Annotated in this window: 8 protein-coding genes; 7 read left to right on the top strand and 1 reads right to left on the bottom strand. The window is 72.1% G+C overall.

The window, feature by feature from the left end:
- The first annotated feature begins 66 nt into the window (after positions 1 to 66).
- The 3 genes from VM685_RS05510 to VM685_RS05520 all read left to right on the top strand — a co-directional run bounded on the left by VM685_RS05510 (position 67) and on the right by VM685_RS05520 (position 7,472).
- A complete protein-coding gene (locus VM685_RS05510) occupies positions 67 to 1,515 on the top strand; it encodes an NAD(P)-dependent oxidoreductase (RefSeq protein ID WP_325459118.1) in 1,449 nt (482 codons plus the stop codon).
- Positions 1,516 to 1,613: 98 nt separating this feature from the next.
- A complete protein-coding gene (gene gltB, locus VM685_RS05515; RefSeq protein ID WP_325459119.1) occupies positions 1,614 to 6,197 on the top strand; it encodes a glutamate synthase large subunit in 4,584 nt (1,527 codons plus the stop codon).
- Positions 6,198 to 6,299: 102 nt separating this feature from the next.
- Positions 6,300 to 7,472, top strand: coding sequence for an aspartyl/asparaginyl beta-hydroxylase domain-containing protein (locus VM685_RS05520; protein ID WP_325459120.1), 1,173 nt, complete (start codon positions 6,300 to 6,302; stop codon positions 7,470 to 7,472).
- On the opposite strand, the gene VM685_RS05525 is transcribed toward VM685_RS05520, so the two are convergent.
- Complete coding sequence (locus VM685_RS05525; RefSeq protein ID WP_325459121.1) at positions 7,469 to 8,632, bottom strand: citrate synthase; 1,164 nt, start codon at positions 8,630 to 8,632, stop codon at positions 7,469 to 7,471. The two genes, VM685_RS05520 and VM685_RS05525, sit on opposite strands and share 4 nt — an antisense overlap.
- Before the next feature lie 83 nt (positions 8,633 to 8,715).
- Here VM685_RS05525 and VM685_RS05530 point away from each other — a divergent pair, with 83 nt between their 5' ends.
- The 4 genes from VM685_RS05530 (at position 8,716) to queG (ending at position 12,678) form a co-directional block, all read left to right on the top strand.
- Positions 8,716 to 9,795, top strand: coding sequence for a citrate synthase/methylcitrate synthase (locus VM685_RS05530; RefSeq protein ID WP_325459122.1), 1,080 nt, complete (start codon positions 8,716 to 8,718; stop codon positions 9,793 to 9,795).
- Positions 9,796 to 9,854: 59 nt separating this feature from the next.
- Entirely contained in the window at positions 9,855 to 10,790 is a 936-nt protein-coding gene (locus VM685_RS05535) for a cation diffusion facilitator family transporter (protein ID WP_325459123.1), read from the top strand.
- Positions 10,791 to 10,874: 84 nt separating this feature from the next.
- Positions 10,875 to 11,561: a glutathione S-transferase family protein gene (locus VM685_RS05540; RefSeq protein ID WP_325459124.1), complete on the top strand. Its 687-nt coding sequence runs from the start codon at positions 10,875 to 10,877 to the stop codon at positions 11,559 to 11,561.
- Positions 11,542 to 12,678 (top strand): tRNA epoxyqueuosine(34) reductase QueG, encoded by a 1,137-nt coding sequence (gene queG / locus VM685_RS05545; protein WP_325459125.1) that lies wholly within the window; start codon positions 11,542 to 11,544, stop codon positions 12,676 to 12,678. The genes VM685_RS05540 and queG overlap by 20 nt, the downstream gene beginning before the upstream one ends.
- Positions 12,679 to 12,684 lie beyond the last annotated feature (6 nt).

Below are 12,684 nucleotides of genomic sequence, written 5' to 3' on the forward strand. Positions count from 1 at the left end.
GGATGATCGACTTTTCCACAGCCGCGCCGTCGCCTATGTGGGCCGCTCTGGAAGGAGCGATCGCCCATGGCCGAACGCATGCTGAAGTTCACGACCACGCCCCGGGCGACGCCGCCGAAGCGGGACGCGGCCGCGCGGAAGGGCGACTTCCACGAGATCTATGCGGAGTTCATCGACGCCAAGGCCGCCGAGCAGGCCTCGCGCTGCTCGCAGTGCGGCGTGCCGTTCTGCCAGACCCACTGCCCGCTGCATAACAACATCCCCGACTGGCTGAGGATGACCGCCGAGGGCCGGCTGCAGGAGGCCTATGCGCTGTCGCAGGCGACCAACTCCATGCCGGAGATCTGCGGCCGGATCTGCCCGCAGGACCGGCTGTGCGAGGGCAACTGCGTCATCGAGCAGTCCGGCCACGGCACCGTCACCATCGGGGCGGTGGAGAAGTACCTGACCGACAAGGCCTGGGAAGAAGGCTGGGTCCAGCCGCTGGTCCCCGGTCCCGACCGGGGCCAGTCGGTGGGGGTGATCGGCGCGGGGCCGGCGGGCCTGGCGGCGGCCGAGCGCCTGCGCGAGCAGGGCTACGCCGTCACCGTCTACGACCGCCACGACCGGCCGGGCGGCCTGCTGATCTACGGCATTCCCGGCTTCAAGCTGGAGAAGGACGTGGTCGCGCGCCGCACCCAGCGGCTGGCCGACGGCGGGATCGAGTTCCGCCTGGGCTTCGAGGTCGGCCGCGACGCGACCCTGGCGGACCTGCGTGGCGCGCACGACGCCGTCCTGGTCGCCACCGGCGTCTACAAGGCCCGCGACCTGGCCACCCCCGGCGCGGGGTCCGAGGGCGTGGTCGCCGCGCTCGACTACCTGATCGCCGAGAACCGCCTCGACCTGGGCGACGAGGTCGCCGAACTCGCCGACGGGCGGCTGCACGCGGCCGGCAAGAACGTCGTGGTGGTGGGCGGCGGCGACACCGCCATGGACTGCGTGCGCACGGCGATCCGCCAGGGCGCGGCCTCGGTGACCTGCCTCTACCGCCGCGACCGGGCCAACATGCCGGGCTCGGCGCGCGAGGTGATGAACGCCGAGGAGGAGGGCGTGGTCTTCGAATGGCTGGCCGCGCCGCGGGCGGTCACCGGGGAGGCGCTGCAGGCGGCCGGCGTGCGCGCCGCGCGCATGCGGCTGGGCCCGCCCGACGCCTCGGGTCGGCAGTCGCCGGAGGAGGTCGAGGGCGCCGACTTCGACCTGAGGGCCGACCTGGTCATCCAGGCCCTGGGCTTCGACCCCGAGAACCTGCCCGCGGCCTTCGAGGCGCCGGAGCTGGCCACCACCCGCTGGGGCACGCTGAAAGCCGACTTCCGGACCATGATGACCTCGATCCCGGGCGTCTTCGCCGCCGGCGACATCGTGCGCGGCGCGAGCCTGGTCGTCTGGGCCATCCGCGACGGCCGCGACAGCGCCGACGCCATCCACCGCTACCTGGCGGCCCACAAGAGCGCCGATGCGCTCATGGCCGCGGAGTGACCGCCATGACCGATACCCTCCGCACGTCATCCCCGGGCTTGTCCCGGGGATCCATGATCTCCGCGTCCTCCGCGCAAGGCTCTGACCATCGGGCGTTCATGGATGGCCGGGACAAGCCCGGCCATGACGGTCAGGTGGGGGGCGAAGAGTACGTCGAACACTACCTGTCCGAGCGCGGGCGGCTGCTGGAGGCCAACGGCGGCTACGACATCACCGAGCAGCACGACGCCTGCGGCGTCGGCCTGGTCTGCGCCATCGACGGGCGGCCGCGCCGGGAGGTGGTGGAGCTGGCGATCCGGGCGCTGAAGGCCGTCTGGCACCGCGGCGCCGTCGACGCCGACGGCAAGACCGGCGACGGCGCGGGCGTGCTGGTCTCGGTGCCGCGCGACTTCTTCGCCGCCCACGTGGAGCGGATCGGCCACAAGGTGCGTCCGGGCCCGATCGCCGTGGGCCAGGTCTTCCTGCCGCGCACGGACCTCGCCGCCCAGGAGACCTGCCGGACCATCGTCGAGGCGGAGGCGCTGCGCTTCGGCTTCTACATCTACGGCTGGCGGCAGGTGCCGACCGACACCTCGGTGATCGGCGAGAAGGCCAACGCCACCCGCCCCGAGATCGAGCAGATCATGCTCTCCCCGCCCAAGGGCCTGGAGGGCGAGGCGCTGGAGCGCGCGCTGTTCCTGTGCCGCAAGCGGATCGAGAAGCAGGTCGCCCAGGCCAACATCCAGCACTTCTACATCTGCTCGCTGTCGGCCCGGTCGCTGATCTACAAGGGGATGTTCCTGGCCGAGCACATCGACGAGTTCTATCCGGACCTCACCGACCCGCGCTTCCAGGCGGCGGTGGCGATCTTCCACCAGCGCTATTCGACGAACACCTTCCCGGAGTGGCGGCTGGCCCAGCCGTTCCGGATGCTGGCCCACAACGGCGAGATCAACACCCTGAAGGGCAACCGCAACTGGATGCGGAGCCACGAGATCCGCATGGCCGCCGGCGCCTTCGGCGACTACCAGGAGGACGTGAAGCCGGTGATCCAGCCGGGCGGATCGGACTCGGCCGCGCTCGACAACACCTTCGAGGTGCTGGTCCGCGCCGGACGCGACGCGCCCATGGCCAAGACCCTGCTGATCCCCGAGGCCTGGAACGCCCGCACCGAGGGGCAGATCAAGCCGGCGCACCGGGCGCTCTACGCCTACGCCAATGCGGTGATGGAGCCCTGGGACGGGCCGGCCGCGGTCTGCGCCACGGACGGCCGCTGGGTGGTGGCCGGCAAGGACCGCAACGGGCTTCGCCCCCTGCGCGTCACCGAGACCGACGACGGCCTGCTGATCGTGGGCTCCGAGGCCGGCATGTGCCGGATCGAGGAGGCGCGGATCACCAGGAAGTCGCACATCGCGCCCGGCCGCATGCTGGCCGTCGACCTGGTGGAGGGACGGCTCTACGGCGAGGAGGCGATCATCGACCGCCTGGCCGCCCAGCACCCCTACGACCGCTGGCTCGGCAACATGGTCGAGCTGGAGGAGAAGATCGGCCCCGGCGCGGAAGAGCGCCTGTTCAGCCGCGAGGAGCTGGTCCGCCGGCAGGCGGCCGCCGGGATGAGCCTTGAGGACCTGGAGCTGATCCTCGCCCCCATGGTCGAGGAGGCCAAGGAGGCGGTGGGCTCCATGGGCGACGACACCCCGCTGGCGGTGCTGTCCAACGAGTACCGGCCGCTCAGCCACTTCTTCCGGCAGAACTTCAGCCAGGTGACCAACCCGCCGATCGACTCGCTCCGCGAGACGGCGGTGATGTCGCTGAAGACCCGCTTCAAGAACCTCGGCAACATCCTGGCCGAGGATGAGACCCAGACGGACGTCTTCGTCCTCGACAGCCCCGTGCTGACCACCGGCATGTACGCGCGCCTGGTGGAGGCGATCGGCGAAAAGAACGTGGCGGTGGTGGACTGCACCATGCCGCTGCCGGCCGAGGAGTCGCGGGCGGGCGACGCGCTCAGGGCGAACCTCGAGCGGATCCGCATGGAGGCCGAGGACGCGGCGCTGCGCGGCTGCTCGACCATCGTGCTGTCGGACCTGAACACCGGGCCCGACCGGGTGGCCCTGCCGATGATCCTGGCCACCGGCGGGGTGCACGCCTGGCTGGTGGCCAAGGGGCTGCGGTCCTACGTCTCGATCGTCGTGCGTTCGGCCGAGTGCCTGGACACCCACTACTTCGCGGTCCTGGTGGGCTGCGGGGCGACGGCGGTGAACGCCTACCTGGCGCAGGAGAGCTTCCTGGACCGCCAGGACCGCGGGCTGACCGGCGAGCTGACGCTGCGCGAGCTGTGCCTGAACTTCAAGAAGGCCATCGAGGGCGGCCTGCTGAAGATCATCGCCAAGATGGGCATCTCGGTGATCTCGTCCTACCGCGGCGGGCTGAACTTCGAGGCCGTGGGCCTGTCGCGCAGCCTGGTGGCGGAGTTCTTCCCGGGCATGCCGTCGCGCATCTCGGGCATCGGCCTGGCGGGCCTGGAGGCCAAGGCCGTCGAACTGCACCGCCGCGCCTGGGACCCGGCGGCGCTCTCCCTGCCGGTGGGCGGCTTCTACAAGTCGCGCCGGGCGGGCGAGGCCCACGCCTTCGAGGCGCGGATGATCCACACCCTGCAGACCGCCTGCGACCGGGGCGACTACCAGCTCTACCGGCGATTCTCGGAAGGGATGCGCAAGCAGCCGGCGATCCAGCTGCGCGACCTGCTGGACGTGCGGCCGGACGGCAAGGCCGTGGCCATCGACGAGGTCGAGAGCGTCAACGAGATCCGCAAGCGGTTCGTCACGCCCGGCATGAGCCTGGGGGCGCTGTCCCCCGAGGCGCACGGGGCGCTGAACATCGCCATGAACCGGATCGGGGCGAAGAGCGTCTCCGGCGAGGGCGGCGAGGACCGCGCGCGCTACACGCCGCTGCCGAACGGCGACAACCCCAACTCGGCGGTGAAGCAGATCGCGTCGGGCCGGTTCGGGGTGACCGCCGAGTACCTGAACCAGTGCCGCGAGATCGAGATCAAGGTCAGCCAGGGCGCCAAGCCGGGCGAAGGCGGCCAGCTGCCCGGCTTCAAGGTCACCGAGCTGATCGCCAAGCTGCGCCACTCCACGCCGGGGGTGATGCTGATCAGCCCGCCGCCGCACCACGACATCTATTCGATCGAGGACCTGGCCCAGCTCATCTACGACCTGAAGCAGATCAACCCGGACGCCCGGGTCTGCGTGAAGCTCGTGGCCATGACCGGCATCGGCGCGATCGCGGCGGGGGTGGCCAAGGCCAAGGCCGACGTGATCCTGATCTCCGGCAACGTCGGCGGCACGGGCGCCTCGCCCCAGACCTCGATCAAGTACGCCGGCGGGCCTTGGGAGATGGGCCTCTCCGAAGCCAATCAGGTCCTCACACTGAACAATCTGCGACATTCCGTCCGTCTACGGACGGACGGCGGGATCCGCACCGGCCGCGACGTGGTGATCGCCGCCATGCTGGGGGCCGAGGAGTTCGGCATCGGCACGGCCAGCCTGATCGCCATGGGCTGCATCATGGTGCGCCAGTGCCATTCCAACACCTGCCCGGTGGGGGTCTGCACCCAGGACGAGGCGCTGCGCGCCAAGTTCACCGGCACGCCGGACAAGGTGATCAACCTCTTCACCTTCATCGCCGAGGAGGTGCGCGAGATCCTGGCTTCGCTGGGCGCGAAATCGCTGCAGGAGATCGTCGGGCGCACGGACCTTCTGATGCAGGTCTCGCGCGGCGGCGAGCACCTGGACGACCTCGACCTGAACCCGCTGCTGGTGAAGGCCGACCCCGGCCAGAACCGGCCCTATTGCACGGTCATGGGCCGCAACGAGGTGCCCGACACCCTGGACGCCCAGATCGTCCGCGACGCCGCCCCCGTCTTCGAACGCGGCGAGAAGATGCAGCTCACCTACACGGTGGCGTCGACCGCCCGCTCGATCGGGGCCCGGACCAGCTCGCACATCGTGCGCAAGTTCGGGATGGAGGGACTCGCCCCCGGCCACCTGACAGTGCAGCTGAAGGGTTCGGCCGGCCAGAGCCTGGGCGCCTTCGCGGTCCAGGGCCTGCGCATCGAGCTCACCGGGGAGGCCAACGACTATGTGGGCAAGGGGCTGTCGGGCGCGACCATCGCCATCCGGCCCTCGCCGCACCTGGCGCGGCCGGAGAAGAACGCCATCCTCGGCAACACCGTGCTCTACGGGGCCACGTCCGGGCGGCTGTTCGCGGCCGGCTTGGCCGGCGAGCGGTTCGCGGTGCGCAACTCCGGCGCCACCACCGTGGTCGAGGGCTGCGGCGCCAACGGGCTGGAGTACATGACCGGCGGCGTGGCGGTGATCCTGGGGCCCGTGGGCTTCAACTTCGCCGCCGGCATGACCGGCGGCATGGCCTTCGTCTACGACGCCGACGACAGCTTCCAGACCGCGCTGAACCGCGAGAGCGTGATCACCTGCCGGATCGGCAGCCCGCACTGGGAAGGGGTGCTGAAGGCGCTCGTCGAGGAGCACGCCCGGGAGACCGGATCGGGCCTCGCCCAGGCGCTGCTGCGCGACTGGGACCGGGCGCTGGAGCGGTTCTGGCAGGTCTGCCCCAAGGAGATGGTCGGCCGCCTCGACCACGCCCTCGAAGCCGAGGAGGCCGTGCACCGGCGGGCGTGAGCCTGCGGCGCGAGGCCGCACGGGGTTCTTCTACTCTGCTGCTGTTCTTAGGCGAACCGGGTTATATTCCGTCGTTACCCCACAATGGGGCGAGGATGGCAAGTGATCGAGGTTGCGGGCGAGGCGGATGACCTGAGCGGGCGGGCGCTCGACGCGTTCCGTCGGGGCGACGCGGCCAGGGCCCTGGCCCTGCTGGCGGAGGCCGAGCGCGCGCAGCCGCAGAACCCGGCCCTGCGTCACCAGAAGGCGATGGTGCGGCGCGCGGCCGGCGACCTGACGGGCGCGCTGGAGGCGCTGGACGAGGCGCTGGCCATCGATCCCTACGACTACGTCGCCCTGCTCTCGAAGGGCCACCTCCTGGAAAGGCTGAGCGGCGAGCGCGCCGCGACCCCGATCTATCGCGCCGCCCTGAAGGTTGCGCCCTCTGAGCAGGCGATGGCGCCCGCGCTCGCGGCGCCCACCGAGCGGGCCCGGGCCGTGGTCGGGCGCAGCCTCAAGGGGCTCGAAGACTATCTGCGGGACCGCACCGCCGAGCGGGCGACGGACTGCTCCGCGGCGGCGCGGCGGCGCTTCGACGAGGCTATCGGCCTGTGCGCCGGGACCCGGCGGGCCTATGTCCAGGAACCGCTCACGCTGCACTATCCGAGGCTGCCGGCGATCCCGTTCTACGAGCGCGAGCAGTTCCCGTGGCTGGGCGAGCTGGAGGCCGCCACCGAGGTGATCCGCGAGGAGCTCCAAGGCGCCCTGGCCGTGGCCGGGGACAGCTTCGCGCCCTACATCGCCTATCCGCCCGGCGCGCCGCTGAACCAGTGGGAGGAGCTGAACCACTCCCGGCGATGGACCGCCTTCTTCCTGTGGAAGGACGGTGAGGCCCAGGCCGGCGCCCAGGCCCTGTGCCCGCGCACCACCGCCGTGCTGGAATCGCTGCCGATGGTCGCCCAGCCGGGGTTCGCGCCCACCGCCATGTTCTCGGCGCTCGAGCCCCATGCGCACATCCCGCCGCACACGGGCGCGACCAATGTGCGGCTGCTCTGCCACCTGCCGCTGGTGCTGCCCGGCCCCGCCCGCTTCCGCGTGGGGAACGAGACCCGCGAGTGGCGGATGGGCGAGGCCTGGGTGTTCGACGACACCATCGAGCACGAGGCCTGGAACGAGGCCGACGAGACGCGGTTCATCCTGATCTTCGACATCTGGAACCCGCTGCTGGAGCCGGCGGAACGCGACCTCGTCACCACCCTGCTGCAGGCGCGCAACGACTTCTTCGCGATCGGCTAGCCGAGCTCCGGCTCGGGGCCCACGTAGCGCGCCCGGGGGCGGATGAGGGCGTCGGTCTGGCCCTGCTCGATGGCGTGGGCGATCCAGCCGGCGCAGCGGGCGACGGTGAACAGGGCGAAGGCCGCGTCGGCCGGCAGCCGGAGCGCCTCGCAGACCGCCACCAGGGCGAAATCGATGTTGGGCGCGAGGCCCGTGACCTCGCGCGCCGCCTCGCGCAGGGCCGCGAGCTCCGGCGGCGCGCGGAAGCGGTCCAGGAGCGCGGCGGCCCGCGGATCGTCCTCGGGATAGAGCGGATGGCCGAAGCCCGGCAGGGCGCGGTCCTCCACCAGGCGGTCGGCGATCGCCTGGCGCGGACCGAGACGGGCCGCCTCGGCGGCGAAGGTGCGCACGGCCGCGGTCGCGCCGCCGTGGCGGGGGCCGGAGAGGGTGGACAGGCCGGCGAGCGCCGCCGCCGACAGCGAGGCGCCGGTCGACGCCGCCACCCGGGCGGCGAAGGCCGAGGCGTTCAGCTCGTGGTCGGCCACCAGCACCAGGGTGCGGCGAATGAGATCGGCGCCGGGGCCGCCTGGCCCCTGCCCCCAGGCCAGCGCCAGACGGTTGTGGATCGCCCCGCCGCCCACCTCGCCGGCGATGGCGTCGGCGATCACGTCGAGCAGGGTGGCGGCCTCCACGGCCAGCGCCAGGGGCTGGCGCCCGCGGGCCGGCGGATCGGTCCCGGCGCGCAGGGCGAGCGCCAGGAAGGCGCGGGTGCGCATGTCGGGCGCCTGAGGCGGAGCGGGACGCTCGGTGCGCTTCAGGGCCGCCCCGTGGCCGCCGCGCAGCAGGCGGGCCACCGCCTCCAGGGTCTCGGTCTCGGCCAGGCGGATGGCGTCGCGGCCGCGGTAGAACAGCCGCCCGCCCGCGACCGTGGTGATCTCCGAGGCCAGCACCGGCTCGCCCCAGGCGATGGCGCCGGCGGCCACATCGGAGACCTTGCGGCTGCGCGACTTGCGCTGGCTGAGCGCGGCGATGTCGGCGGCGCGGTAGAGGCTGCGGCGCGGATCGCCCGGATCGGGGCGGACCTGGACCCGGCCGCGGCTGACATAGGCATAGAGCGTCTGCGCGCGCACCCCCAGGCGGTCGCGGGCTTCCTCGGCGGCGATCCAGTCTCGTGGAGACATATGTTGATCACATTGATCAAGATTGACCACTCCAGCTTGCGGGCAAATGTTGCGGGCCGCAAGACAGTTGATGGAGACCCGCCATGTCCGATGGCCTCGAAGACGTCGTCGCCGCCGAAACCGTGCTGTCCGAGGTGGACGGCCGGGCCGGCCGCCTGATCATCCGCGGCCGCTCTCTGGACGAGCTGGCCGGCCGCACGCGGTTCGAGGGCGTCGCCCACCTGCTGTGGGACGGTTTCTTCGACGACCTGCCCGACGACCTGACCGCCCCGCTCGCCACGGCCCGCGCCGAGGTGTTCGCCGAGGTGGCGGCGCTGGACACCGGCCTCCTGGACCGCACCCCGGTGGAGGCCATGCGGGCGCTGACGGCGCGGCTGGCGGACGGCGACGACCTGGCCACGGCGCTGCGGCTGGCCGCCGCGCCGGCGGTGTTCACCGCCGCGGTGGTTCGCGCCCAGGCGGGCGAGGCGCCGGTGCGGCCGGACCCCTCGCTCGGGCATTCGGCCGACGTGCTGCAGATGATCACCGGGCGCGCGCCGGAGCGGGCGAAGGCGGCGGCGCTGGACACCTACCTCGTCACGGTCAGCGACCACGGGCTGAACGCCTCCACCTTCGCGGCGCGGGTGATCGCCTCGACGCGGGCCGGGCTGACCTCGGCGGTGCTGGGCGGGATCAGCGCGCTGAAGGGGCCGCTGCACGGTGGGGCGCCGGGCCCGGTGATCGAGATGCTGGACGCCATCGGCGAGCCGGCCAACGCGCGGGCCTGGCTGGAGGGCGCCGTGGCGCGCGGCGACCGGCTGATGGGCTTCGGCCACCGGATCTACCGGGTGCGCGATCCCCGTGCCGACGCCCTGAAGGGTGCGGTCCGGCGGCTGAGCGAGGGGTCGAACGCCGGCCGGCTGGAATTCGCCGAGGCGGTCGAGCAGGCCGCGCTGGCCATCCTGCGCGAGAAGAAGCCGGACCGGCCGCTGGACACCAATGTGGAGTTCTACACCGCCCTCCTTCTGGAGGCGCTGGGCCTGCCGCCGTCGGCCTTCACCTGCGTCTTCGCCATGGGCCGGGTGACGGGCTGGATCGCCCACGCCCGCGAGCAGCTGGCCGGCGGCCGGCTGATCCGCCCGCAGTCGAGGTATGTGGGGCCGTTGCCGCGGCAGGCGGCGTAGGGCGAAGCTGAGAGTCGTTTGCGCTCCAGCGACGGAGCGGAGCGCGCTATCTACCGGCCATGAACACGGTCCATGGCCTGAGCCCCGCCGAGACCGCCGCCCTGACGCGGCGGGTCACCCTGCTGTCGGTGGTGACGGCGGCCGTGCTGGTGACGCTCAAGACCGGGGTCTGGCTGGTCTCCGGCTCCATGGCGCTGCTGGCCTCGGCGGCGGACTCCGGGCTCGACCTGGTGGCCAGCCTGGTGACCTTCTTCGCCGTCCGCTATGCGGTCGCCCCGCCCGACGCCGAGCACCGGTTCGGTCACGGCAAGGCCGAGGCCTTCGCGAGCCTGGTGCAGGCGGGCCTGGTGTTCGCCTCGGCGGCGCTGATCGCCCGCGAGGCAGTGGGCGACCTGCTGGACCCGCATCCGCTGCGGTCGGAAGGCTGGGCGGTGGGGGTGATGATCGTGTCCACCGCCCTGACCGGCCTCCTGATCATGGCCCAGACGCGGGTGCTCAGGCAGACATCCTCGGTGGCGGTGTCGGGCGACCGGGCGCACTACGCCTCGGACCTGGCCTCCAACGTCATCGCCCTGGTCGGCATCGCCGCCTCCGCCTGGCTCGGCGTGAATGGCCTCGACGCGGCGGCGGCCATGGTCATCGCGGCCCTGCTGCTGTGGGGCGCGGTGGGGGTGTTCCGCGAGGCCGCCAACCAGCTGATGGACCACGAGCTGCCGGACGAGCAGCGGGCGCGGATCGTCGAGCTGGTGAGCCAGGACCGGCGGCTGACCGGCGTGCACCAGCTCAGGACCCGCGCGTCGGGGCCCTATGTGCACATGCAGATGCACGTGGACCTGGATCCCGACCTGACGCTGGAGGCGGCCCACGAGGTGATCGTGGCGGCGGAGAAGCGGCTGCTGGAGGTCTTCCCGCAGGCCGACATCATCATCCACGCCGATCCGCGTGGCCGGGCCGAGCCGCACGGCGGCGCCTTCGCCGAAGCCGCGGCACAGTAAACGGGACCTTAAGGGGTGGGGGCTCACTTGGGCCGAAGCGATTCTCTTCCTGAATCGCCTGCCCGCCTCGCGCGTTAGCCGGTCATGAGCGTCGAACGCACCCTCCACCACTTCCCGCTCGATCCCGCCTCGCGGCAGGTGCGCCTGGCGCTGGGCGAGAAGCGGCTGCCGTTCGCCGAGGCGCAGGTGAAGTACTGGGAGCGGCCGAAGGAGCTGGCCGCGCTCAACCCCTCCGGCGTGGTGCCCGTGCTGGTGGTCACCGACGGCGCCGAGCGCCTGGTGCTGTGCGAGGCCCGCGCCATCCTCGACTACCTGGAGGAGGCCCATCCCGAGCCGGCCCTGCTGGCGCAGGACGCCGCCGAGCGGGCCGAGGCGCGCCGGCTTCTGCAGTGGTTCGACCGCAAGTTCGAGTTCGAGGCCGGCGGCTACATCCTGCACGAGAAGATGGAGAAGCGGCTGCTGGGCCTGGGCGCGCCCGAGCTCGCCAACCTGCGCCAGGGGCGCGAGGGGGTGAAGAGCCATCTCTTCTACCTGGACGGCCTGCTGCAGGCCCGCGACTGGCTGGCCGGCAAGCGGCTGTCCCTGGCGGATTTCGCCGCGGCCGCCCATCTGTCGGTCATCGACTATTTCGGCGACGTCCCCTGGGCCGACTTCCCCGCGGTGAAGACCTGGTACATGAAGCTGAAATCCCGGCCGTGTTTCCGGCCCCTGCTCCTGGACCGCTGGCCGGGCCTGACGCCCGCCAGGCATTATGACGATCTCGACTTCTAGACCCGAAGACCTGATCCGCGCCGAGGCCAAGGCCCTCGGCTTCGACCTCTGCCGCTTCACCGACCTGGACGACGCCTGGCCCGCCGCCGCGCGGCTGGAGGCCTATGTGGCGGCCGGCCGGCACGGCGAGATGGGCTGGATGGAAGAGACGCTGGAGCGGCGGCGCCACCCCCGGGGCATGTGGCCCGACGCGCGCTCGGCCATCGTGCTGGGCGTCAACTACGGACCCGACGCCGACCCGCTGGAGGTCCTGAGCCACCCCGACCGGGGCGCGATCAGCGTCTACGCGCAGGGCGACGACTACCACGACCTGATCAAGTCGCGGCTGAAGGCGCTGGGCCGCTGGATACAGGCGAGGTTCGGCGGCGAGCTGAAGGTGTTCGTGGACACCGCACCCCTGATGGAGAAGCCGCTGGCCGAGCGGGCCGGCGTCGGCTGGCAGGGCCGGCACACCAACCTGGTCAGCCGCGAGTTCGGCTCCTGGCTGTTCCTGGGCTCGATCCTGACGACGCTGGAGCTCGCGCCCGACGCGGCCGAGCCGGCGCACTGCGGCTCCTGCACGGCCTGCCTGGAGGTCTGCCCGACCAACGCCTTCCCGGCGCCGTTCCAGCTCGATGCGCGGCGCTGCATCTCCTACCTGACCATAGAGTTGAAGGGCCCGATCCCGCTCGAGTTCCGCGAAGCGCTGGGCAACCGGATCTACGGCTGCGACGACTGCCTGGCGGTCTGTCCCTGGAACAAGTTCGCGCAGGCCGGGCGGGAGCAGAAGCTGGCGGCGCGCGAGGCGCTGCGCGCGCCGCCGCTGGCGGAGCTCGCGCGGCTCGACGACCCGGCCTTCCGGACGCTGTTCTCGAAGAGCCCGGTCAAGCGGCTGGGCCGCGACCGGTTCCTGCGCAACGTGCTCTACGCGATCGGCAACTCGGGCGACCGGGCGCTGGCGGTCGAGGCCCGGCGGCTGCTGGACGACGCCTCGCCGCTGGTGCGCGGGGCGGCGGTGTGGGCGCTGGCCCAGCTCACCAGCTACGCCGAGTTCGAGCGGCTGCGGGCCGAGCGGATGATCGACGAGCCGGACTCGGAGGTCCGCACGGAGTGGTTCGACCCGCCCGACCTCGACTAAAAGGCG

This window comes from Phenylobacterium sp. (genome assembly GCF_035539035.1).
Classification (GTDB): Bacteria; Pseudomonadota; Alphaproteobacteria; order Caulobacterales; family Caulobacteraceae; genus Phenylobacterium.